Annotated in this window: 20 protein-coding genes; 14 read left to right on the forward strand and 6 right to left on the reverse strand. The window is 72.6% G+C overall.

Going from position 1 to position 22,075, the window contains the following annotated elements:
* Positions 1-213 precede the first annotated feature (213 nt).
* Positions 214-2,214: a diguanylate cyclase domain-containing protein gene (locus ACQEVZ_RS35760; protein ID WP_433374754.1), complete on the reverse strand. Its 2,001-nt coding sequence runs from the start codon at positions 2,212-2,214 to the stop codon at positions 214-216.
* A 199-nt stretch (positions 2,215-2,413) separates the two neighbouring features.
* On the opposite strand from ACQEVZ_RS35760, the gene ACQEVZ_RS35765 reads away from it, so the two are divergent.
* From ACQEVZ_RS35765 to ACQEVZ_RS35780, 4 genes are all read left to right on the forward strand, one after another.
* The gene (locus ACQEVZ_RS35765) at positions 2,414-2,830 is read left to right on the forward strand and encodes a hypothetical protein (RefSeq protein WP_354903496.1); all 417 of its coding nucleotides are present in this window, start codon (positions 2,414-2,416) and stop codon (positions 2,828-2,830) included.
* A 374-nt stretch (positions 2,831-3,204) separates the two neighbouring features.
* Positions 3,205-3,852 carry a winged helix-turn-helix domain-containing protein gene (locus ACQEVZ_RS35770; RefSeq protein WP_344506301.1) on the forward strand — a complete coding sequence of 216 codons (648 nt, stop codon included), beginning with the start codon at positions 3,205-3,207 and terminating at the stop codon, positions 3,850-3,852.
* Positions 3,815-5,728, forward strand: coding sequence for an endonuclease/exonuclease/phosphatase family protein (locus tag ACQEVZ_RS35775; RefSeq protein WP_433374758.1), 1,914 nt, complete (start codon positions 3,815-3,817; stop codon positions 5,726-5,728). The genes ACQEVZ_RS35770 and ACQEVZ_RS35775 overlap by 38 nt, the downstream gene beginning before the upstream one ends.
* A 53-nt stretch (positions 5,729-5,781) precedes the next feature.
* On the forward strand, positions 5,782-6,105 hold the full coding sequence (locus ACQEVZ_RS35780) for a hypothetical protein (protein WP_344506303.1): 324 nt from the start codon (positions 5,782-5,784) through the stop codon (positions 6,103-6,105).
* A 69-nt stretch (positions 6,106-6,174) separates the two neighbouring features.
* Here ACQEVZ_RS35780 and ACQEVZ_RS35785 read toward each other — a convergent pair whose 3' ends face one another.
* Entirely contained in the window at positions 6,175-6,963 is a 789-nt protein-coding gene (locus ACQEVZ_RS35785; protein ID WP_433374762.1) for a thioesterase family protein, read from the reverse strand.
* 28 nt (positions 6,964-6,991) lie between these two features.
* Here ACQEVZ_RS35785 and ACQEVZ_RS35790 point away from each other — a divergent pair, with 28 nt between their 5' ends.
* The 4 genes from ACQEVZ_RS35790 (at position 6,992) to ACQEVZ_RS35805 (ending at position 11,989) form a co-directional block, all read left to right on the forward strand.
* Entirely contained in the window at positions 6,992-7,957 is a 966-nt protein-coding gene (locus ACQEVZ_RS35790; protein ID WP_433374765.1) for a magnesium transporter CorA family protein, read from the forward strand.
* Positions 7,954-9,336 carry a dihydrolipoyl dehydrogenase gene (lpdA, locus tag ACQEVZ_RS35795; RefSeq protein WP_433374768.1) on the forward strand — a complete coding sequence of 461 codons (1,383 nt, stop codon included), beginning with the start codon at positions 7,954-7,956 and terminating at the stop codon, positions 9,334-9,336. Before ACQEVZ_RS35790 ends, lpdA begins: the two co-directional genes overlap by 4 nt.
* A gap of 234 nt (positions 9,337-9,570) precedes the next feature.
* Positions 9,571-10,965, forward strand: a complete 1,395-nt coding sequence (locus ACQEVZ_RS35800; protein WP_433374771.1) for a class II 3-deoxy-7-phosphoheptulonate synthase — start codon at positions 9,571-9,573, stop codon at positions 10,963-10,965.
* A complete protein-coding gene (locus ACQEVZ_RS35805; protein WP_433374774.1) occupies positions 10,958-11,989 on the forward strand; it encodes a threonine aldolase family protein in 1,032 nt (343 codons plus the stop codon). The genes ACQEVZ_RS35800 and ACQEVZ_RS35805 overlap by 8 nt, the downstream gene beginning before the upstream one ends.
* 319 nt (positions 11,990-12,308) lie before the next feature.
* Here the strand turns inward: ACQEVZ_RS35805 and ACQEVZ_RS35810 are convergent, their stop codons facing one another.
* Positions 12,309-13,187 carry a deoxyribonuclease IV gene (locus tag ACQEVZ_RS35810; protein WP_433374777.1) on the reverse strand — a complete coding sequence of 293 codons (879 nt, stop codon included), beginning with the start codon at positions 13,185-13,187 and terminating at the stop codon, positions 12,309-12,311.
* Positions 13,188-15,173, reverse strand: coding sequence for a PASTA domain-containing protein (locus tag ACQEVZ_RS35815; RefSeq protein ID WP_433374780.1), 1,986 nt, complete (start codon positions 15,171-15,173; stop codon positions 13,188-13,190).
* Between the two features lie 89 nt (positions 15,174-15,262).
* Between ACQEVZ_RS35815 and ACQEVZ_RS35820 the strand changes: the two genes are divergently transcribed.
* From ACQEVZ_RS35820 to ACQEVZ_RS35835, 4 genes are all read left to right on the forward strand, one after another.
* Positions 15,263-15,748 (forward strand): hypothetical protein, encoded by a 486-nt coding sequence (locus tag ACQEVZ_RS35820; protein WP_433374783.1) that lies wholly within the window; start codon positions 15,263-15,265, stop codon positions 15,746-15,748.
* Positions 15,749-15,856: 108 nt separating this feature from the next.
* Positions 15,857-16,213, forward strand: coding sequence for an Rv2175c family DNA-binding protein (locus ACQEVZ_RS35825; RefSeq protein ID WP_344506312.1), 357 nt, complete (start codon positions 15,857-15,859; stop codon positions 16,211-16,213).
* A 2-nt stretch (positions 16,214-16,215) separates the two neighbouring features.
* Positions 16,216-16,548 (forward strand): lycopene cyclase domain-containing protein, encoded by a 333-nt coding sequence (locus tag ACQEVZ_RS35830; RefSeq protein ID WP_433374787.1) that lies wholly within the window; start codon positions 16,216-16,218, stop codon positions 16,546-16,548.
* Complete coding sequence (locus tag ACQEVZ_RS35835) at positions 16,545-16,880, forward strand: lycopene cyclase domain-containing protein (protein WP_344506314.1); 336 nt, start codon at positions 16,545-16,547, stop codon at positions 16,878-16,880. The genes ACQEVZ_RS35830 and ACQEVZ_RS35835 overlap by 4 nt, the downstream gene beginning before the upstream one ends.
* On the opposite strand, the gene ACQEVZ_RS35840 is transcribed toward ACQEVZ_RS35835, so the two are convergent.
* Together ACQEVZ_RS35840 and ACQEVZ_RS35845 are read right to left on the reverse strand one after the other, a co-directional pair.
* Entirely contained in the window at positions 16,816-17,880 is a 1,065-nt protein-coding gene (locus tag ACQEVZ_RS35840) for a polyprenyl synthetase family protein (RefSeq protein WP_433374791.1), read from the reverse strand. The two genes, ACQEVZ_RS35835 and ACQEVZ_RS35840, sit on opposite strands and share 65 nt — an antisense overlap.
* Positions 17,881-18,668: 788 nt before the next feature.
* A complete protein-coding gene (locus tag ACQEVZ_RS35845; RefSeq protein WP_433374794.1) occupies positions 18,669-20,114 on the reverse strand; it encodes a hypothetical protein in 1,446 nt (481 codons plus the stop codon).
* 185 nt (positions 20,115-20,299) lie between these two features.
* On the opposite strand from ACQEVZ_RS35845, the gene metF reads away from it, so the two are divergent.
* Positions 20,300-21,217: a methylenetetrahydrofolate reductase [NAD(P)H] gene (metF, locus tag ACQEVZ_RS35850; RefSeq protein ID WP_344506317.1), complete on the forward strand. Its 918-nt coding sequence runs from the start codon at positions 20,300-20,302 to the stop codon at positions 21,215-21,217.
* On the forward strand, positions 21,198-21,887 hold the full coding sequence (locus tag ACQEVZ_RS35855; RefSeq protein ID WP_433374798.1) for a CDP-alcohol phosphatidyltransferase family protein: 690 nt from the start codon (positions 21,198-21,200) through the stop codon (positions 21,885-21,887). The genes metF and ACQEVZ_RS35855 overlap by 20 nt, the downstream gene beginning before the upstream one ends.
* Positions 21,888-22,075: the final 188 nt, after the last annotated feature.

Genomic DNA, 22,075 nt, shown 5'->3' on the forward strand with positions numbered 1-22,075 from the left:
CGCGGACGCCGCCCGTCGACCTGACCACGAACCTGTTACTGCGTCCGCGAGATGTGGTGTCACCGGGGTTCGGAGTCCGATCGGGTCGGCGTGGTGGCGGAAACGGGGGCACGGCCGGTGGTGCTGGACCGCTTCTGCACCGTAGCACGGGTGATCTAATTGATCTGGGCGATGTTGCTCGCCGTGAGATGGCGGTGACGGAATGGGTCGGGGTTAGTTGTAGACGGTGGTGAGCAGGCGTTTTGCTTCGTACATGGCGGTGTCGGCGCGGTGCAGGACGTGCTGGGGTTCCTCGGCGAGGTGGAAGCGGGTGCCGCCGACGCTGGCGCGGGCGGTGACCGACGAGGAGCCGCGCACGGCGATCGGTTCGGTGAAGGCGGCCCGGATCCGCTCCGCCAGGTCCGGTACGCCGGAGGCGCCCAGCGTGCCGTGGGTGAGCACGACGAACTCGTCGCCGCCGAGGCGGGCGACCAGGTCGCCGGTGCGGACGCAGGCGCCCAGGCGGCCGGCTACGGCGGTGAGCAGCTCGTCGCCGGCGGCGTGGCCGAGGGTGTCGTTGACGGACTTGAAGCCGTCGAGGTCGATGAAGAGCACGGCGCCCTCGCCGGCGCTGAGGGCGGCGTCGAGCGCGGACATGAACGCGCGGCGGTTCGCCAGGCCGGTGAGGGCGTCGACGTGGGCCAGGCGCCAGGTCTCGTCGAGCAGCTCGCAGGTGCGCAGGACCGTGGCGGCCTGGTCGGCGACGCCGGTCATCCGGTTGGTGATCTCGCGGGCCCGGGCGGTGCCCTGTGGGGTGTCGTAGGCGGCGACGAGGATGCCGTACGGGTGGTCCGGCAGCGCGATGTCCACGATGATCATCATGTCGTGGCCGAAGGTGTCGAGCATCGCGCGGATGAACGGCTCGTCGCTGGTGCTGTCGTAGACGCGGGGCTGGCCGGTGCCGTCGCGGAAGCGGTCGAAGAGGGCGGTGTCCTGCGGGGACACGGTGAGGTTGTGTGCCTTGCGGAGCCGGCCGTCGCCGGCGCCCGCGTTGGCGACCATGCGGAGCTTGCCGCGCTGGTGCAGCAGTACCGTGGCGGAGTCGGCACCCATGACGGACCTGACGGCGTCGGCGGTGAACTCGGCGACCTCGGTCGAGGTCCGGGCCAGGGTGAGCTGGCGGGCGAGCGCCAGGAGGCTCTCCGCGGTCCGTTGCCGCTCGGCCGCCGTCTCCAGCGCCGACAGCGCGTCGAGGGCGACGGCCGCGAGGTTCGCGTAGGCGTCGAGCATGCGGCGCTCGGCGTCGAAGAAGTCCTCGCAGTACGCGACGAGGTAGCCGTAGTAGCGGTTGGGTGAGGCGATGTCGGCGACGATCGTGCCGGCGAAGCTGGTCGGCGGCGCGTCGGTGAGCACGGCGATCTCGGCGTCGGTGAGCCCGTAGCCGTGCACCTGCCGCGGCTGGTCCGGCGCGGGGGAGGCGACCAGCAGGAACGCCTGGGCGTTCACCGCGTAGCCGGCCCGGTCGGCGACGAGCGCGAGGGCCCGCTCCGGCTGCTCTGCGGCGACCAGCTCGGCGACCGTGCGCTGCAGCAGCTCCATCCTGCCGGCGAGGATGTCGTCGGCGGCGTCGTCGCGGTGGCGGCCCCGCCACAGCCAGGAGAACAGTCGGCGCTGCCGCCAGCGGACGGTGTAGACGCATGCCTCGGCGCCGCGGACCTGGCACACGTCGTGGGTGACGGTGGCGGCGGGCAGGCCGAAGAGCGCCGGCAGCTGGGTGAGCAGCCCGCGGGTGTAGTCGCAGTCGTAGCGGCTGGGCTGGTAGCCGTTGCGCAGCCGGTACTGGACGCTGGCCGTGCCGTGCCCGGTGGACAGCGTGGACATGTCGGCGGCGGCGTTGAACTTGGCGCTGGTGGTCGCGATGAGCCGGATGAGCTGGGTGGGGCCGCCGAGCAGCAGCAGGCCGAGCCGCAGCGGGGTGTTGACGGAGTACGACAGGATGCTCTGCCCCACGCGCAGCCCGACGGACTCGTCGCCGAGGGCCTGCGCGGCCGCCGCGAAGACGTTGATCTTCGTCTCGTAGGACCACCAGCGGCGGGCGTCGTCGTACGCCTCGGGCGGCTCGTGTTCGCCGGCGAGGTTGAGCACGTGCGTGACCGCGGTGTCGCCGCCCCTGGCGCGCACGTACCGCATGATGGTGCGCAGGGTGACACCGGCCGTCTCGCGGATCTGTTCCATGGCGCCTCCGGTGCTCGACATCGGCGCGGTGCGGGTGCGGCTGAGGCGTTCCCCGCGAGGACTGGGTAAGACTGCTCACATGGATGGCGAGCGGCCGGCGAACGAGCGTAATGAACGGCCGACGAACGTGGGTGACGAGCGGCCGGCGAACGAGCGCAACGAGCGGCCGGCGAACGTGCATGGTGGGCGGGTGGAGGACGTGGACGGCGGGCGGGACGAGCCGCTGATCGTGGTCGACGGCGCCAACGTCGTCGGATCCGTGCCCGACGGCTGGTGGCGGGACCGGCGTGGAGCGGCCACCCGGCTCCGGGACGCCCTGGCCGCGCGGGACGCCGCCGCGCTGCCCCCGCCGCTGCTCGGCGCGGTGACCCTGGTGGTGGAGGGCGCCGCCCGCGGCGTGCCGCCGGTCGCGGGCGTGCACGTGGAAGACGCGCCGCGATCCGGGGACGACCACATCGTCGCGCTCGTCGCCGACAATGTCGGTCACCGGCCGGTCGTGGTGGTCACCGCCGACCGGGAGCTCCGCGAACGGGTGCGCGAGCTCGGTGCGAGTATTGTCAGCCCTGGCGAGTTGCGCGCCTCGATCCCATATGGTGGACGACGAGATTCTATCTAGTGGATAGGATTTGTCGTCAACATGTGCGCACTTCGGCATGGTTCCGGTGATCGGCGACAACCGGGCGGTCTCAACATGCGGGAAGGGATTGACCCATCGCCGTACGGTGACCAGGCTGGACTCGTAGACGTGTCGTGAATGGCCGGTGAATGTCGGCCGAAAACATCAGACGAATTGTCATCGATCAATTCTGTGCGGCAGGTTACAGCTCTGTCGCTATGGGTGACGATGCTGGTAAGGTCGGTCCCATGTGCCTTGAGGTACACGTTGACCCGGCGTGGGTCTCGCGACGTGCACACCATTTCGACGGCCTTTGTCGAGTGACGGTTCGTTGATTCGGCGTCATTGCAAAGGCTTTTCGAGAGGAATTGAAAATGGCCATTTCGGTCGTCGGCGCGCCAGAGGTGGCGCCCTCGGTGGTCACCATCACCGTGCACATCACCCTCAACGGCGGTGACGAGCTCCCACCGGAGGCGTCCCGCCTGATCAGCGACCTCGAGGCGCTCGCCGCCAGCCAGGCCAAGCAGCAGATCCAGCGCACCCAGCAGCCCCAGCCCCCGTTGCAGCGCGCCGCCGCGCCGGCGCACACCCTGCAGCACGGGCCGTCCCAGCACACCGGCCGCAACCTGCGGCTGGTCGAGACCCCCGACACCGTCATCGGCGGCGTCGACGCCGCGAAGGTCAAGCGGATCGGCGCGGCCGCACCCGACGCCCCGTCGCTCTTCCTGTGCACCGGGTCCCGGCTCGTCCTGCGCGACGGCGCGCCCGTGCCACTGACCCGCCGCGAATACGACCTGTTCCTGTTCCTGTGCGAGCACCCGCGTCGCGTGTTCAGCCGGGCACAGCTGCTGCGCCAGGTCTGGGGCTACGACATGGTCGGCACCGAGCGCACCGTCGACGTCCACGTGCGGCGCCTGCGGGTCAAGCTCGGTGAGGCCGCACGGATCATCGCCACCGTGCGCGGCGTCGGCTATCGTCTCGACGATGACGCCGCCGTCCAGGTTGTCGTTCGCGAGGACTGACCACCGCGTCCCCGCCCCGCTGGTGAGCACCGCGGCGGGGACCCTGCTCCTGGTCGACCTGCTCCGGGTCTGGCTCCCGTCGATCATCACGATCTTCGGGCAGGCCGCCTCGACACCGGCCGAGCTCATGGGCGCGTTCGCGCTGCTGTGGTTCCTGGTCCCGTTCGCGGTGGTGCCCTTCGCCGCCCGGTGGGGCTCCGGGAGGCACGCGGCGAAGGTCGCGCTCGCCGGGGGCGCCGGGCTCGCCGCCGCCCGGTTCGCGCTGGTGTTCGTCCACGGTGGACAGGCACAGCTGTACGTCGCCTCGATCGGCCTGCTCGCCGGGCTGTCGTGGCTCGCGGCGACCGCCGTGCGGGGCGGACCGGCGGCCGTCGGTGTCCCGGCCGGGCTCGCCGCCGCCGCGCTGCAGCACGCGGCGTTGCGCACCGTCGACCTGACGTGGCAGTCACGGTGGTGGGCCGCGCCGCTCGTCGCCGCCGAGTGCCTGGTGTTCATCTGGTACCAGCGGCGCACGGCACCCGGTAGGACGTCCGCCGCCGCCTGGTTCCTCGTGGGGCCGGCGATGCTCCTCGCCGGCATGTTCGCGCTGTCACCGGCGATCGCGACCGTCGCCCTGTCCTACCGCTTCGACCCGGTCGCCACCACACCCCCGCCCGCCGTGCCGGAGCTGCTGCTCGGCCTGGCCGTGGTGGGTTTCCTCGCCGGGGCGACCGGCCCGCTCAGGGGACGCTTCGAGCGGGTCGCGGCCGCGCTGACGATCGTCGCGGCGGCGGTCATCTTCGGCCTGTCACGCGGCCCGGGCGGACTGTTCGTCGCCCTGCTGCTCGGCTGCGGCGCGCTCGGCTGGGCGTTCCGCGCCGCGGCCGCCGACACGCCCCCCGAGCCCGACGCCGGCCGGAACGCGCGGTCCGGGTACGCCGCCCTCGCCGGGATGCTCGTGTTCGCGGTCGCCGCCGTCGCCTACTACGCCGCCTACGACCTCGGCTACCCCAACCAGTGGGTGCCGGTCGCGGTCGCGCTCGCCCCCGCCTGGATCCTGCTGCGCTCCGGCACCGGCGCGCCCGCGACCGGCGTGCCGTGGCGGACGGGTCTCGCGGCCGTCGCGGTGTGCCTGCTCGTGCCGCTGCTCGGGGCCACCACGACCCCGCCGGTCGAGCGGTCTGACGCGACCGGCGCGGCCGGCGCGGATCGGGGGCTGCGGCTGGTGGCGTACAACATCCGCATGGGCTTCGGGCTCGACGGCACCTTCCGGCCGGCGGCGGCGGCCCGCGCGATCGCCGCGTCGGACCCTGACGTCGTGGTCCTGTCCGAGGTGGACCGGGCGTGGGTGCTCAACGGCGGCCACGACGACCTGCGGACCCTCGCGACGCGGCTGGGGATGCGGTACTGGTTCGCCCCGGCCGCCGACGCCGTCTGGGGCGACGCGGTGCTGACGAACCTGCCGGTCGCCGCGGCCGAGACGGTGCGGCTGTCGGCGGTCGGCGCGCCGACGGGCGCCCAGGCCCTCGGCGTCGTCGTGCGGTTCGGCGGCCAGGAGATCGCGGTCGTGTCGACGCACATCCAGCCGCCGCCGGACGCCGAACCCCTCGTCCAGGTCGGCGAGATCGCCGCGTTCGCGACCCGGTTCGGCGGCGACCGGCCGACGTTCATCGCCGGTGACCTCAACATCGAGCCCGGTGACGCGGCGATGCGCGCGTTCGCCGACGCAGGCTACGCGGACGGGTTCGCGGCGTTCCGGCCGGTGCGCACGTTCCCCGCCGACAAGCCCGTGAAGCAGATCGACCACGTCCTGGTCAGGGGCCTGACCTGCGCCGAGGTCAGCGTCGGCACGGCAGTGACGTCCGACCATGCGCCGATCGTCACGACATTGCGGTGATTGAGCACCGCGATGGATGGGCAACCTGCTCTCAGAGAGAGAAAGGGGCAGCGATGAGCGTCACACATGCGAACGGGAGCAAGATCGGTGGCCCCGCCATCGATACTCGCGACGACCTTGGCAACACGGTCGACACGATGTCCGCCAAGACCAAGCAGCGCGCGGCCGAGCTGGCCGAGCAGGGCAAGGACGTGGCACGCCGTCGGCCCGTTCCGCTGGTGACCGCCGCCGCGGCCGGGGTCGCCACCGTGGTCGTCGCGGTGGTCACGGTCATGCGGAGCCGCCGGAAGCAGACCCCGCGTCAGCGGGCCATGAAGGCTGCGACCAACGCGTGGCGGAGCACCAGCAAGAGCGTGCGGAAACGGGTCAAGCGGTAACCTCCTCTCCCACAGTCGCGCCCCGCACCGTCCGGTGCGGGGCGCGACGTCATCGTGCCGGCACGACGTTCATGCTGCCGGCATCCGGTACGCGGCGAGCTGGGTCGCCTGCGCGACGACCCGGTCCCGCGCGTCCCAGATCTCGCAGACCTGGTCGACGAGGCTCTCGGTGAGCAGCCGGGCCCGCTGGCGGACCCGCAGCGGACCGGGGGAGGGGACCGCCCGCACGTACACGGTGAGCTCCAGCGTCGGGGTCCAGCCGTGGCTGCCGAGGGTGAACGTCGCCGGCGGGAACGCGTCCGCGGCGAACAGCAGCGACACCGGGTCCCACGCCGCGTCGTCCGGCAGCCGCAGCCAGCCGCGCAGCTCGCCGGGCGGGTCACCGACCGCCTGCCAGTCGATGCGCTGCTCGAACTGGTCCAGCATGTCGATGCGCAGCCCCGTGCCCGGCGCCTCCGACGGCGTCGGGAACAGGCCCTGCTCGGCGGCGACCGGTGGCGGCTGCGCGTCGACCCAGCGCGGCTCGCCGGCGGCCGCCAGGGTGCCGAGGGTGAACAGCGCCTCGACGCACGCGCGGTCCTTCTGCCACAGCCGCGACCGGACCTGGCTCGCGGTGCGGCCGGTGCGCAGCACCTCGACGGTGACGGTGGCCGGGCCGGGGTCCGGCGGCGACAGGTAGACCGCGCTCGCCGACAGCGGGTCGGGGTGCGTGCCGGCGGCCTCGACCGCGGCGCGGGCGAGGATCGCCAGGAGGTAGCCGCCGTTGGGCTTGCCGCCGACGGTCCACAGTGGATCGAGCTCGGCGTCGAAGCCGTCGCCGGCGGGCCGGACCTGCGTCGCCTCGGTGAACGCTGCCACGCCTGCCTCCTTCTGGTTGGATGACGGCATGGCGCGAACGCGGCTCTACCGCAACGGTGACCTGGTGGCCGAGGATTTCCCGCTCGACGATATCTCGGAGCACCTCGCCGCCGAGGACACGGTGGTATGGCTGGATCTCGTGTCGCCGTCGCCGCAGGTGTACGAGCGGGTGCAGGAGGAGTTCGGCCTGCATCAGCTGGCGATCGAGGACGCGTCGTCGCCCCGGGAACGGCCGAAGCTGAGCCACTACCACGGGCACCTGTTCCTCAGCGCGTACCAGGCGACCTTCGAGGGCGACGGCGGCGAGCTGACCGTGTGCCCGGTGTCGGCGTTCATCACCGGCCGGGCGTTGATCACCGTGCACGGCGACGGGTTCGACATGGACGCCGCGGTGCGCCGCTGGGACGCGACGTCCGAGCTGGCCCGGCACGGCGTGGCGTACCTCCTGCACGGGCTGCTCGACGTCGTCGTCGACGGGCACTTCGACGCGGTGCAGGCGCTCGACGACGCCCTGGAGGCTCTCGAGGACACGCTCTTCGAGGAGACCCCGCAGGCGGTCCGGCAGGTGCAGCAGCGCAGCTTCCGGCTCCGGCGCAGCCTCAGCCACCTGCGCAAGGTCGTGCTGCCGATGCGCGAGGTGGTCAACGGCCTGACCCGCGCCAAGCTGGTCGACGAGGAGATCGCCCCCTACTACCAGGACCTGTACGACCATGTGCTGAGGGTCACGGAGTGGACGGAGGGGCTGCGCGACTTCGTCGCGACCATCCTGGAGTCGAACCTCGCGGTCCAGGGCAACCGGATGAACAACATCATGAAGAAGGTCACCAGCTGGGCGGCCATCATCGCGGTACCCACGGCTGTTACGGGTTACTACGGGCAGAATCTGCCTTTTCCGGGATACGAGCACCACGCCGGGTTCGTGACCTCCGCCGTGCTGATCGTGGTGCTGTCCGTGGGGCTGTACGTCACCTTCAAACGCAAGGACTGGTTATGAGCGACAACTTCGATGTTGTAGTCCTCGGCGCGGGCCCCGGTGGCTACACCGCCGCCGTGCGCGCCGCGCAGCTCGGCCTGCGCACCGCGATCGTCGAGGACAAGTACTGGGGCGGCGTCTGCCTCAACGTCGGCTGCATCCCCAGCAAGGCGCTGCTGCGCAACGCGGAGCTGGCGCACATCTTCACCGCCGAGGCCAAGACGTTCGGCATCCAGGGCTCGGTGACCTTCGACTACGGCGCGGCGTTCCAGCGCAGCCGCAAGGTCGCCGACGGCCGGGTCAAGGGCGTGCACTACCTCATGAAGAAGAACGAGATCCGCCAGTATCACGGCCGCGGCGTCTTCCTCGACGACCACACCCTGCAGGTCGGCGACGACACGGTGACGTTCGCCAACGCGATCATCGCCACCGGTGCGACCACCCGGCTGCTGCCCGGCACGTCGCTGTCCGACAAGGTCGTCACGTACGAGGAGCAGATCCTCTCCGAGGAGCTGCCGTCGTCGATCATCATCGCCGGGGCCGGCGCGATCGGGGTCGAGTTCGCCTACGTGCTGCACAACTACGGGGTCAAGGTCACCATCGTCGAGTTCCTCGACCGGCTCGTCCCGCTGGAGGACGTCGAGGTGTCCGCCGAGCTGGCGAAGCGGTACAAGCGCCTCGGCATCCAGGTGCTGACCTCGACGCGGGTCTCCGCCGTCGCCGAGACCGCCGACGGCGTGAGCGTCGAGGTCATCGGCAAGGACGGCGCCGCGCAGGTGCTCGAGGCGGACAAGCTGCTGCAGGCGATCGGCTTCCAGCCCCGCGTCGAGGGGTACGGGCTGGAGAAGACCGGCGTGGCGCTCACCGAGCGCGGGGCGATCGCCGTCGACGGGCGGCTGCGCACCAACGTGCCGCACATCTACGCCATCGGCGACGTCACCGCGAAGCTGATGCTCGCGCACGCCGCCGAGTCGATGGGCATCATCGCCGCGGAGACGATCGCCGGCGCGGAGACGATGGAGCTCGACTACGTCATGATCCCCCGCGCGACGTACTGTCAGCCGCAGATCGCCAGCTTCGGCTGGACCGAGGCGCAGGCCCGCGAGAAGGGCTTCGACGTGAAGGTCGTCAAGTTCCCGTACACCGCCAACGGCAAGGCGCACGGCCTCGGCGACCCGACCGGCTTCGTGAAGATCATCAGCGATGGCAAGTACGGCGAGCTGCTCGGCGCGCACCTCATCGGGCCGGAGGTCACCGAGCTGCTGCCGGAGCTGACCCTGGCGCAGCAGTGGGACCTGACGGTGCACGAGGTCGCCCGCAACGTCCACGCCCACCCGACCCTCGGCGAGGCCGTCAAGGAAGCGATCCACGGCCTGGCCGGCCACATGATCAACATGTAGCTCGCGGGCTCCGGCACCGTGGGCTGCGTCTCAGTTCCCGCGGACCGGGCGCACGCGTTCCGTGCGCCGGTCCACGTGTTCCGTGCGCCCGGCCCACGTGTTCCGTGCGCTGGGTCCGCGTGTTCCGTGCGCTGGGTCCGCGTGTTCCGTGCTCCGGGTCCGTGCGTTCCGTACTCCGGGACCGGGCGGGATGGCGACACCCGTCCGGGCCGAGGGGTCGGTAGGCTTTTGCGTATGCGGCAGGAGTGGCACCACTTCACATACCCCGGTCCCGAGATCTCCCGAGTGGCCGTCGCGGGCAACTCCGAGGACGACGAGTTCGGTCTCGACCACTGGCGCGCCCTGCCCCGTGCGCAGACCCCGCCGTGGCCCGACCAGGCGGCGGTCGACGAGGTCGGCCAGCTGCTGGCGTCGGTGCCGCCGATCGTCGCGCCCTACGAGGTCGACCAGCTCCGCGAGCGGCTCGCCCTCGTCGCCGACGGCAAGGCGTTCATGCTGCAGGGCGGCGACTGTGCCGAGACGTTCGCCGACAACACCGAGGCGCACGTCCTGGGCAACGCCCGCACCCTGCTGCAGATGGCGGTCGTGCTCACCTACGGCGCGTCCCTGCCCGTGATCAAGCTCGGCCGGGTCGCCGGCCAGTTCACCAAGCCGCGCTCCGCGGCCCTCGATTCGCTGGGGCTTCCGGCGTACCGCGGCGACATGATCAACTCGTTGGACCAGGACCCTGAGGCCCGCGTCGCCGACCCGCAGCGGATGATCCGCGCCTACGCCAACTCGTCCAGCGCCATGAACATGCTCCGCGCGTACCTCGGCGGCGGCATGGGCGACCTGCACGCCGTCCACGACTGGAACAAGGGCTTCGTCGTCACCTCGCCCGCCGGCCAGCGCTACGAGGCGATCGCCCGCGAGATCGACCGCGCGCTGCGGTTCATGCAGGCCTGCGGCGTCAACGACGACGAGGCGCTGCGCACCGTCACCCTGTACTGCTCGCACGAGGCCCTCGCCCTGGAATACGAGCGGCCGCTCGCCCGGATCGCCGGCGGCCGGCCGTACGGGCTGTCCGGGCACTTCCTGTGGATCGGCGAGCGCACCCGCCAGATCGACGGCGCCCACGTCGACTTCATGTCGCGCATCGCCAACCCGATCGGCGTCAAGCTCGGCCCCACCACCGCCCCCGAGCAGGCCCTCGAGCTGTTCGAGAAGCTCAACCCCGACAACATCCCGGGCCGGCTCACGTTCGTCGCCCGCATGGGCAGCAACAAGGTCCGCGACGCGCTCCCGCCGATCGTGGAGAAGGTCACCGCGGCCGGCTGCCGCGTCGTCTGGCAGTGCGACCCCATGCACGGCAACACCCACGAGTCGTCCAACGGGTACAAGACCCGGCACTTCGACCGCATCGTCGACGAGGTCCTCGGCTACTTCGAGGTCCACCGCGAGCTGGAGACCCACCCGGGCGGCCTGCACGTCGAGCTGACCGGCGAGGACGTCACCGAGTGCCTCGGCGGCGCCCAGGCGATCGTCGACGAGGACCTCCCCGGCCGGTACGAGACCGCCTGCGACCCGCGCCTCAACACGCAGCAGTCCCTGGAGCTGGCGTTCCTCGTCGCGGAGATGCTGCGTGGCTGATGTGTTAGCGGATCTTCGTTCGGACACCGTCACCCGGCCGACGCCGGCCATGCGTCTTGCGATGGCCGAGGCGCCGGTCGGGGACGACGTGTTCGACGAGGACCCGACGCTGCACGAGCTGCAGTCCTACGCCGCGTCCCTCTTCGGCCACGAGGCGGCCCTCTTCACGCCGTCCGGCTGCATGGCCAACCAGATCGCCCTGCAGCTCGTCGTCCCGCGCGCCGGCGAGCTGCTCTGCGACGCCGACGCGCACGTCGTCACCTACGAGATGGGCGCCGCCGCCGCGTACGGCGGCATCTCCACCCGCACATGGCCCTTCGCCGGCGGTGCTCTCGATGTGGCCACGGTCGCCGGAATGATCCGCCCGGCCGGCGGCTACACCGTCGCCACCAGCGCGATCGCCGTCGAGCAGACCCACAACCGCGGCGGCGGCACCATCATCCCGCTGGAGACCCTGCAGGCGCTGCGCACCGTCTGCGACGACGCGGGCCTGCTGCTGCACTGCGACGGCGCCCGCATCTGGCACGCGCACGTCGCCACCGGCGTCCCCCTGGCGACGTACGGGCAGCTCTTCGACACCCTCTCCGTCTGCCTCTCCAAGGGCCTCGGCGCGCCCGTCGGCTCGCTGGTGATCGGCTCCGCCGCCCGCATCGCCGAGGCCCGCCTGATCCGCAAGCGCCTCGGCGGCGGCATGCGGCAGGCCGGCATCCTCGCCGCCGGCGGTCTGTACGCCCTCCGCCACCACATCGACCGCCTCGCCGACGACCACGCCAAGGCGCGGCACCTGGCGGCGGCGCTCGCCCCGACCGGCGCCGCCGACCCCGCCCGCGTCGAGACCAACCTGGTCATGCTGGACCTGCGCGCGGCGCCGCTGGACGCGGCGCAGCTGACGGCGGCGGCCGCCGAGCAGGGCGTGCTGGTGTCACCGTTCGGCCCGCGGACGGTCCGCCTCACCACCCACCTCGACCTCACCGACGACGCCGTCTCCACCGCCGCCGCGGTCCTGACGAAGCTCCTGACCTGACCTCTCCGCTCAGCCTTTCCCGCGCAGCCTTTGCCGGAGATTCCCAGCCGTCGGTCGTGCCCGCTGATCGCACTCGTGCCGTCCGTGGGCCTGCCGCCGAGGCGGGTTCCGTGCGCGCGGGCGCGCGTGGGAGGCGGGCTGGAGGCTTCCGGTCCTGCGGGCCGCAGCGGCGACTCGCACGGCGGGCACGGCGTCGGATGGCGGACCTGGTCGGCGGTGCGTGCCGGTCTATTGCACCCTACATCACGCCTACTAATTGACCTTCAAGCGCGGAGTTGCGCGGTCGCCCTCCGTAATTTTGCCTGCTGTGGCGGCAGGGTCAGAAGGCGGCGCGGAGCAGGGCGATGTCGGCGGCGTGGTCGGCGGACAGGTCGCCGCTGGGGGTCTCGACGATGAGGGGGACGCCGGCCGCGGCCGGGTGGCGGACCAGCTCCGCGAACGCCGCCGGGCCGATCGTGCCCTTGCCCAGTGACTCGTGGCGGTCGCGGGTGGAGCCGCAGGCGTCCTTGGAGTCGTTGGCGTGGATCAGGCGCAGCCGGCCCGGGCCGGCCGCCTTGACCAGGGTGTCGAGCGTGGCGGTCATGCCACCCGGGGAGGCCAGGTCGTGGCCCGCGGCCCAGGCGTGGCAGGTGTCGAAGCAGACGCCGAGCTGCGGGTGGTGGTCCACGGCGGTCAGGTACGCCTCCAGGTGCTCGACCCTGGACGCCAGCGACCGGCCACCTCCGGCGCTCGGCTCGACCAGCAGCGGCGGCCAGCCCTCCAGTGCGGCGCGGTCGAGGAGTGGCCGGAGCACCTTTCGTACGACATCCAAAGCCTTCTCCGCGTGGACGGCGTCGACGGCCGATCCGGCGTGGAACACCACGCCCCGCGCGCCGATCGCCTTGCCGCGGCGCAGGGCGTGCTCGAGGGTGGCGACGGAGCGCTCGACGGTCGCCTCCGTCGGGGAGCCGAGGTTGACCAGCAGCGCGGCGTGGATGTACGCGGACACTCCCCAGTCGCCGCAGCCGGCGAGGAACGCGGCGTCCTGGGCCGGGTCGCCCTCGGCGAGCGCCCAGCCGCGCGGGTTGGACACGTAGATCTGCACGGCGGTCGCGCCGGTCTGCTCGACGTAGCGCTGCGACGCCTTGGCCAGGCCACCGGCGACGAGCGCGTGCCCGCCGACCGGTGTCTCAGCCGTCCCCTGTACCGAGGCCGCCACTTAGAAGTACGCGAGCAGACGGATGCGTGTGCCCGGCGGCACCTGCGTGCCGGGCTGCGGGTCCATCTGCCGGACCGTGCCGAAGCCCTGCACGTCGACGTTGAGCCCCATCGACTCCAACTGCTGGCGGGCCTGGTCGAGCTGCTGGCCGCGGACCTCGGGCACCGTGACGAGCGCCGGACCCTTGGAGATCTGCAGGTCGATGACCATGCCGTCGGTGACGCTGTTGCCGTCGCCGATGCTCTGCGAGACGACCTCGTCCTTGGGCTTGTCGCTGTCGACCGGCTCGATCTTGCCGATGGCGATCTTCACCTTGGTGAGGGCCTGCTTGGCCTCCTCGACGTTCTTGCCGATGACGAGCGGCACCTTCACCGGGTTGGGGCCCTTGCTGACGAAGATCTTGATCGTCTGGCCGGGCTTGACCTCGGTGCCGATCTTCGGCTCGGTCTCGACCACGTAGCCGGCGGGGACCGCGTCGTCGTACTTCTCGGCGCGGGTCGCCTGCAGCCCGGTCGCCTGGATGTCGACGAGGGCGAGGTCGTACTCCTTGCCGGCGATGTCGGGCACCTTGTGGATCTCGGGGCCGAGCGACAGCGTGAGCGTGATCGTGCCGCCGTCCAGGATCCGTGCGTGCGCGCCCGGGTCCTGGGCGAGGACCTTGTCCTTGGCGATCTTCGCGTCGAACCTCGGCGGGCCGAACTTCACCTTGAACCCGGCGGCCCTGGCCTGCTGGCCGGCCATGTCGCTGGACATCGTCGTCAGGTCGGGCGCGTCCGTGTAACGGCCGACGCCGATCCAGTACCCGCCGATCGCCACCAGCAGGCCCAGCGTCAGCATCGAGGCGATCACCGCGAGACGGGTCCGCGGGTTGGCGTTGATCTGGGCGAGCAGCTCCGCCAGCCGGGCGGCGGGCCCGACCGGCTCGGGCTCGGCGGCGCGGCGCCGGCGGGTGGGCGGCTGCGCGGGGGAGGGGCTGGGCAGCTTCGCCCACGACGGCCGGGCCGGCTCCATCGCGCCGGTGCGGTACACGTTCTGCGTCTGCGGCACCGACTCGACCTGCGGCACGATCACCGTCGGCTGCGCGAGCGGGCGCGACCGGGTGGCGATCTCCATGCCGATGCTCTCGCGGACGGCCTGCACCTCGGCGAGCATCGCGCCCGCGTCGGTGGGGCGGGCGCCGGGGTCGCGGCGGGTCGCGCGGGTCACCAGGTCGTCGATGGCCGGCGGGAGTCCCGGCACGTACCGCGAGGGGAACGGCACGTCGCGGTCGACGTGCTGCCACGCGACCTCGACCGGGCGGTCCGCCTCGTAGGGCACCCGGCCGGTCAGCATCTCGAAGAGCACGATGCCGGCGGAGTACACGTCGGTGCGCGGGTCGGCGTGCCCGTCGGTGACGAGCTCCGGCGCGACGTAGGCGACCGTGGCCATGAGGTGCGAGCCGGTCTCGTCGGCGCTGGCCTCGACCGCGCGCGCCAGGCCGAAGTCGGCGACCTTGACGACGCCGTCGATGATGTTGTGCGAGTCGCCGGGGGCCTCCGCGACCAGCACGTTCTCCGGCTTGACGTCGCGGTGGACGAGACCGGCGCGGTGCGCGGCGGCGATCGCGGCGAGCATCTGCTCCATGATCGCGAGGGCCTCCTGCGGCTGCAGGCGGCGGCGCTCGGCGAGCACCTCGCGCAGCGTGTGGCCCCGCACGAACTCCATGACCAGATACGGCAGCCCGTGGTGGGTGCCCTGGTCGTACACCGCGACGACGTTGGGATGGGTGAGCCGCGCGATCGTCTTCGCCTCGTCGGTGAACCGGTTGACGAACTTCGGATCGTGCGACTGTCCAGGGTGGATGATCTTCAAGGCGACGGTGCGCTCTAACCGCTCGTCGAGTGCGGTGTAGACCGTCGCCATGCCGCCCTTGGCGACACGGGAGCGAACGCGGTAGCGCCCGTCTACAAGCGCACCGAGAAGGGGATCGGCGACCGTGGTATCCATTGGCTGCGAGTGTACGGCTGGTGAACCGGATTCCTCAGCCTCCTGCCATACCACCATTGGTTTGTCCCTGTTTCGGGGTCTTTGAGGTCGTGCGGGTTGGCGACGGCGTCGATACGGACGGTGACGGACTAGCCGTCACGCTCGGGCTGGGGCTCGTCGACGACGACGGCGTGCCCTCCACCGTCTTCGTCGTCGGCACCACCGCCGGCGGCGGCACGGCGGGGATCGCCAGGACCGGCGGCGGCGCGGACCGCCGCACCTGCGCCCGCGGCGACGCCTTCTGGGTCTCCGGCGCGCCACCGGAGGTCTCCGGGACGGTGACCGTCGGCTCCGCCGCCGCGGCCGCCACCGACGACGCCGGCGGCGGGGTGCGCAGCGCGGTCAGGCTGCTGGCGACCGCGAGATACGTGCCGGCCGCCCCACCCGCGACGAGCAGCGCCACCCCGCTCGTCGCCGCCACCCGGCGCGGCCGCTCCCGGCGCGGGACGGCCCGGTGCCGCGGGGCGAACCCGGTGAACTCCGCCGTCTCCGCGGTCAGCAGCTGCGTCAGCTTCCGGCGGCTCACCTGCCGGTAGACGTCGTAGCGCGCGGAACGCCAGGCGCCGGTGACCTCATGGTGGACCTTGAGCCAGAGCCCCACAGCCGTTCCCCTCCGTCGGTATGCGTCCCAGCGACATGGCACTGTGTTCCCTGTGACCGAACAACCAGTGGGCCCAACCGAGTGGCTGACCATGCCGGACGTCGCTGAACGCATCGGCATCCCGGTCAACCGGGTGCACCAGCTCGTCCGGGAGCGCAAGCTGCTCGCCGTCCGCCAGGACGGTGTGCTGCGCGTGCCGGCCGACTTCATCAGCGACGACGGTGTGGTGAAGCACCTGCCCGGCGTCCTCACGGTGTTGCACGACGCTGGGTACAACGACGATGAGGCGCTGCGGTGGCTGTACACGCCGGACGACACCCTGCCGGGCACACCCGCGGCCGCGCTGCGCGGTAACCGGGCCACCGAGGTCAAGCGCCGCGCGCAGGCCCTGGGCTTCTAGCGGTGCTCCGCTTCACGTACCTGCTGGTGCTCGCCGGCTGTCTCTTCGGCGCGCTGTGGCTCGAGCCGCTGCTGAAGGTCGGCGTGCTCCGGCAGGTGCGGCGGCTCATCCTGAGCATCGCCCCGGTCGCCGCCCTCTTCATCGGCTGGGACCTGCTCGCCATCCGCTCGGGACACTGGACGTTCGACCCGGCGCAGATGGTCGGGGTCGTGTTCCCCGGCGGGCTGCCGCTGGAGGAAGTGCTGTTCTTCCTCGTCGTGCCCGTCTGCGCGATCCTCGGCTTCGAGGCGACCCGGCAGACCCTGCTGCGGCTTTCCGCGCGGCGGCGCCCATGACGTACACCATGGCCGCCGTCACCGGAGTCGTCGCCGCCGTCCTCATCGACGTCTTCGCGATCCGGAGCCGGGTGGTGCTCGGCAAGGTGTTCTGGTGCACCTACCCGATCATCTTCGGCTTCCAGCTGCTGTCCAACGGGATCCTGACCGGCCGCGGCGTCGTCCTGTACAACCCGGCCGACATTCTGGGGCTGCGGCTCGTGTACGCCCCGGTCGAGGACCTTCTGTTCGGCTTCGCGTTGATCGTGCTGACCCTGTCGCTGTGGGTCAGACTGTCCGCTGCGTCGCCGCCTGGGCCAGACCCGTCAGGACCTCCCGCGCCTCCGCCGTGAGGTGCGCCCCGTCCAACGCTCCCAGCGCCTCGGCCGTCAGGTCTGCGATGCGGCGTTCGGTACGGTCCAGCGCGCCGCTCCCGACGATGACCTCCCGCAACCGCGCGACCCCCGCGGCGTCGAGCTCCGGGTCGCCGAGCAGCTTCCACGCGTCGTCGGCACCGCCGTCCTCCATGGCGGCGGCGACCAGGTACGTACGCTTGCCCTCGCGCAGGTCGTCGCCGGCCGGCTTGCCCGTCACGACCGGGTCGCCGAACACGCCCAGCACGTCGTCGCGCAGCTGGAACGCCTCGCCGAGCGGCAGGCCGTATCCCTCGTACGCCTTGTTCAGCTCCTCCGGCGCCCCGGCGATCGCCGCCCCCAGCAGCAGCGGCCGCTCGATCGTGTACTTCGCCGACTTGAACCGCGCCACCAGGCTCGCCCGCGCCGTCGACGTGTCCCCGGTCGCCTGCGTCTGCACGTCGAGGTACTGGCCGATCGTCACCTCGGTCCGCATCTCGTCGAACACCGGCCGCGCTCTGGCGAGCGTGTCCGCCCCGAGCCCGCTCGCGTGCAGCATCTCGTCGGACCACACCAGGCACAGGTCCCCGAGCAGGATCGCCGCCGCCGTCCCGAACCCGTCCGGATCGCCCCGCCACCCCGCCCGCGTGTGCAGCGTCGCGAACCTCCGGTGCACCGCCGGCTCCCCGCGCCGCGTCTCCGACCCGTCCATCACGTCGTCGTGGATCAGGGCACTCGCCTGCACCAGCTCCAGCGCCGCGACCGCCGCCACCACCGCGTCGTCATCGGCCCCGCCCGCGCCCCGGTACCCCCAGTACGCGAACGCCGGCCGCAGCCTCTTGCCCCCCTGCACCACGAGCGCCTCGATCGCGTCGGCAACCGGCGCGAGGGCTTCCAGCTCGATCTCCGCGAGCCTGCTCCGCCGCTGCCGCAGGAAGTCGTCGAGTGCCTGCCGCACCCGCGTGCGAAGCTCGGCCCGGTCGAGGAAGGGGTGCGTCACGGCAGAGACGCTAGCCCGAATCCGCGCGAACCGCCGCTCCGGTCCCCACCCCCGTCATCCACCCCGCCCCCCACTCCGTCCACCCGGTCGACCCGCTCCACCCTGCGAAACCACTACTTCACCCACCGTATGTCCGAACCGCACCCCACTTCGACTTGGCTTCGACCTCGACCAGCCCCGCCCTGACCCGTCGGCCTGCCCTGACGCGTTGGCCTCGGCCCGGTCCCGTCCTCGTCTGCCCGCCCTTGTCCCGTCGGGCCCGCCTCGCCCCGTCCCGCCCGTTGGCCTCGCCCCGCTCCGACCCGTTGGCCTCGACCCGCCCCACGACCCGTCGGCCCGGGGCTTGCCGCGGACGTTTCGGCCCGTCCCAGCCCCGTCGCCCCCTGACTCGGTCACGGGCGACGCGGCGAACCCGGCGTGTGCACAGCCCTGGTGCGTCGACGGTGCAGCGGCGCTCGGCAACACCCCGGCCTGCGGGTCCAAGGTCCAGCCGGCAGCCGGCACCCTTCCCTGAAGCTGGTCCGCCCCGCCCCACCTTGTTCACCTTGCCTCCGCTCTGCCCGTCCACCTCGCCCCGTCCACCTCGCCCTGTTCGCGCCGGCCTGTTGTGGGCGATACAGCGGACCGGCGCGTGGACAGCCCCTGGTGCGTCGGTGTGCCCGGACCCCGGCGCCTGGAGCCTTTGGGGCGAATCGCAGGCCGTCCGACAGCCGCCGCCTTCGGCACCCTCGCTGTTCAGTTGTCAAGGTCGGTCGGTCTCGTCGGTGTGGTCGGGACGTCTGCGGAGGTCAGCTGGCCACCCTTCCCTGGAGCTGGTCCGGCCCGCCCGCCCGGGCCACGGCCGGCGCGGCGAACGAACCGGTGCGGGCGTGCCCCTGACGCGCCGGTGGTGGAGCGGTGCCCGGCAGGCAGCCGGCGGCAGACTCGGCCAGCTCCGTGTACACGACCAGCGACGCGGGTCGCCGCCCCCGCCCCGCGGCGGCGTGCAGCGCGGTCTCCAGGGACCGGAGCTGGCGCAGCACCCGGAACGAACCGGACTCGGCGCACGTGAGCAGCGTCTCGGCGGCCGCGGTGCAGGCGGCGTCGAGGTCGCCGCCGGACAGGTGGGCGCGGGCCAGCGCCGCGCTGACCAGACCCGCGGCGCGGAACCGGACGCCCGGACCCCGCAGCGCCGCACCGAGCCGGGGCAGCGCCGCCGCGGGCCGCCCCGCCGCGGTCAGGCACAGGCCGGCCAGGGCCTCCACGTGGGCGTCGTCCAGCCAGTACAGCCACGGCGGCTCGACCGCGGAGCCCCGGCGGGCATGCGCCCGGTCCGCCGCCGCGAGGGCGCCGTCGCACGACCGTCGATCACCGGCCGCCGCGGCGGCGAACGCGGCCCGCAGCGCCAGCACGGTCGCCGTCGCCGGGTCGCACGCACCCGCGACCCGCTCGGCCGCGACCGCGGCCCGGACGGCCGCCCGGGCGTCACCACGCTCCCCGGCGGCCTGCGCGACACAGCCGAGCAGGTGCCCGGCGAGGGCCCGGTCACCGCCGGCGACCGCAGCCCGCACCCCACCCCGCACGGCACCGTCAGGGACGGGCCGCCCCGCGTCGGCCGCGACCCAGGCATGCAGCTGCACCAGCTCGGCGGCCGCCGCCGGCGGCCCGCACCCCGCGCCGGTGGCCCGCACCGCCGACCGCAGCCCGGCGAGCACGAGCGCCACCAGCTCAGGCCCCGCGACCAGGTCGTCCATGCGTCGCAACCCGGCGATCCGCCCGCCCACGTCATCCACCTCGCTCGGGCGGGCCGTGTCTGTGCCCATGCCCGGGCCGGCGCCGTGCGTCGGCAGCCCGCGCGGGACGGAGCCGGGCGGCGCGACCCGGTCCGTGGAGGCACCGGCCGGAGCGGGGCCGGGCGGACGCGGTGCAGGCCGGATGGTCGCCGTGACGGTCGAGATCGTGGGTGCGGTCATGGTCGGCTCCCTTCGCCGGCGGGTGTGGGCCGCGGCGCGCTCCAGGTCGTCCAGCGAGGTGTCGAGCACGAGCGCGAGCCAGCACAGCCAGACCCGGCTCGGGATGCGCTCCTCCCGCTCCCACCTGGAGATCTCGTGGCGGGTCAGTGTCGGCAGCCCCGACGCGGCGCACAGCAGCCCGGCGAGCCGCACCTGCGACTTGCCCTGTGCCTGGCGCAGGCGGGTCAGCAGCACTCCGAGCGTCTCGCCCGGATGTGCGGGCGGGTCGATCCTCTGGGACATGGGTCACGACCTCCTGGCACCAGCGACCCCCGTCCTCTCGCGGTCCAGCAGGACGCCCGGCGCGCCGCAGGCCTTCGCGATGCCCGCGGCCGTCGAACCGTCCGACGTCTTTCTACCTCAGGGGTACGACATGATTCGCCGATGCGACCTCCCGGCCGCGGCGCCGGGGGCACTACAGTCGGGGCGTGGCTTCTGGACTTCCTTCTGTGATGGGTGGCGGACCCGCGGCGATCGGTGACCTGATCGCGGCAGAGGCGCCGACGTTCTCCTTCGAGTTCTTCCCGCCGAAGACCCCCGAGGGCGAGCGCCAGCTGTGGCAGGCGATCCGGGAGCTGGAGCCCCTCCGGCCGTCGTTCGTCTCCATCACGTACGGTGCGGGCGGCACCACCAGGGACACCACCGTCGCCGTGACCGAGCGGGTGGCGACGGAGACGACGCTGCTGCCGATGGCGCACCTGACGGCGGTCAACCACTCGGTGGCCGAGCTGCGCAACGTCATCGGTCAGCTCGCCGGCGCCGGCATCCGCAACTTCCTGCTGGTGCGCGGCGACCCGCCCGGCGACCCGATGGGCGAGTGGGTCCAGCACCCGGAGGGTGTCCTCTACGCGGAGGAGCTCGTCCGGCTCGTCCGCGAGGCGGGGGACTTCAGCGTCGGGGTGGCGGCGTTCCCGTACAAGCACCCGAGGTCGACGGACATCGAATCCGACACGGCCAACTTCGTCCGCAAGTGCCGGGCCGGCGCCGACTTCGCGATCACCCAGATGTTCTTCGACGCCGACGACTACCTGCGCCTGCGGGACCGGGTCGCGGCCGCCGGCTGCGACACCCCGATCGTCGCCGGTGTCATGCCGGTCACGGCCATCGGCACCATCGCCCGCTCGCAGCAGCTGTCCGGCGCGCCCTTCCCACCGCATCTCGCCGCCCGGTTCGAGCAGATCGCCGACGACCCGCAGGCGGTGCGGCGCCTCGGCATCGACCTGGCCAGCGAGATGTGCCAGCGGCTCCTCGACGAGGGCGTGCCGGGGATCCACTTCATCACGCTCAACCGGTCGACGGCGACCCGGGAGGTCTGGCAGCAGCTCGGTGTCGGCGCCCGCGTCTGACGTCCGCGACTGGGACGGTTATGCCGAGCGGTGGGCGGCGGCACACGGCGGCTACGACCCGAGGTCCGCACCGCCGCTCGTGCGGGGCTGGCTGCGCATCTCGTACGAGCTGGGCGCCGCCCTCGTCCGCGCGGGTGTCCGCAGCCCGAACGCCGTCACGGTCCTGGGCCTGCTGCTGTCCGTCGCGGTGCCGCTGACCGTCATCGGCGGAGGCGGCTGGGCGTTCGCCGGTGCGGTCCTGGTGCTGCTGTCAGCGGTCGCCGACACCGTCGACGGCGTCCTGGCCGTGGTCACCGGCAGGGCGAGCCGCCTCGGCCAGGTCTACGACTCCGCCGCCGACCGGGTCGCCGAGGCCTGCTGGCTGGTGGCGCTGGTCCTCCTCGGCGGGCCGGCCTGGCTCGGGGTGGCCTGTGGCGGCGTGATGTGGCTGCACGAGTACGTCCGCGCCCGCGCCACCGTCGCCGGCATGTCCGACATCGGCACCGTCACCGTCGCGGAACGCCCGACCCGCGTCCTCGTCACGATCTTCGGCCTCCTCGCCGTCGCGGGCGCGTCCGCCCTGGGCCGCTGGGAGTCCGCGACGGTCCTCGCGGTGCTGGTGGTGATGGCCGCCCTGACTTCTGCCGGCTTCACGCAACTCGCCATTGCCGTCCGTCGCGCTCTGTCATGACCCGGTGACGGCGCTCCATGGCCGTGACCGCGAGGTATTACCACCGGTGACGACGTCGGAAGGCGATTTCGGCGGCTGGCCGAGGGTGCGCCGCTCCAGCCGGGCCACGAAAGGTTGGCGTCAGGCGGACCACGAAACAGGCGCGAGGCGGGGGCGGAAACGGGCGCCACGCGGAGGTGCGGAAACAG

It is taken from the genome of Dactylosporangium sp. CA-152071, assembly GCF_050936335.1.
Lineage (GTDB): Bacteria > Actinomycetota > Actinomycetes > Mycobacteriales > Micromonosporaceae > Dactylosporangium > Dactylosporangium maewongense.

What these genes read in the sequence shown, in the direction of transcription:
- ACQEVZ_RS35790 (WP_433374765.1), top strand. Translation starts at nt 6,992, where the DNA reads ATGGCGCGAACGCGGCTCTACCGCAACGGTGACCTGGTGGCCGAGGAT.
- ACQEVZ_RS35800 (WP_433374771.1), top strand. Translation starts at nt 9,571, where the DNA reads ATGCGGCAGGAGTGGCACCACTTCACATACCCCGGTCCCGAGATCTCC.
- ACQEVZ_RS35815 (WP_433374780.1), bottom strand. Translation starts at nt 15,173, where the DNA reads ATGGATACCACGGTCGCCGATCCCCTTCTCGGTGCGCTTGTAGACGGG.
- ACQEVZ_RS35780 (WP_344506303.1), top strand. Translation starts at nt 5,782, where the DNA reads ATGAGCGTCACACATGCGAACGGGAGCAAGATCGGTGGCCCCGCCATC.
- ACQEVZ_RS35845 (WP_433374794.1), bottom strand. Translation starts at nt 20,114, where the DNA reads ATGTCCCAGAGGATCGACCCGCCCGCACATCCGGGCGAGACGCTCGGA.
- lpdA (WP_433374768.1), top strand. Translation starts at nt 7,954, where the DNA reads ATGAGCGACAACTTCGATGTTGTAGTCCTCGGCGCGGGCCCCGGTGGC.
- ACQEVZ_RS35835 (WP_344506314.1), top strand. Translation starts at nt 16,545, where the DNA reads ATGACGTACACCATGGCCGCCGTCACCGGAGTCGTCGCCGCCGTCCTC.
- ACQEVZ_RS35770 (WP_344506301.1), top strand. Translation starts at nt 3,205, where the DNA reads ATGGCCATTTCGGTCGTCGGCGCGCCAGAGGTGGCGCCCTCGGTGGTC.
- ACQEVZ_RS35760 (WP_433374754.1), bottom strand. Translation starts at nt 2,214, where the DNA reads ATGGAACAGATCCGCGAGACGGCCGGTGTCACCCTGCGCACCATCATG.
- ACQEVZ_RS35775 (WP_433374758.1), top strand. Translation starts at nt 3,815, where the DNA reads ATGACGCCGCCGTCCAGGTTGTCGTTCGCGAGGACTGACCACCGCGTC.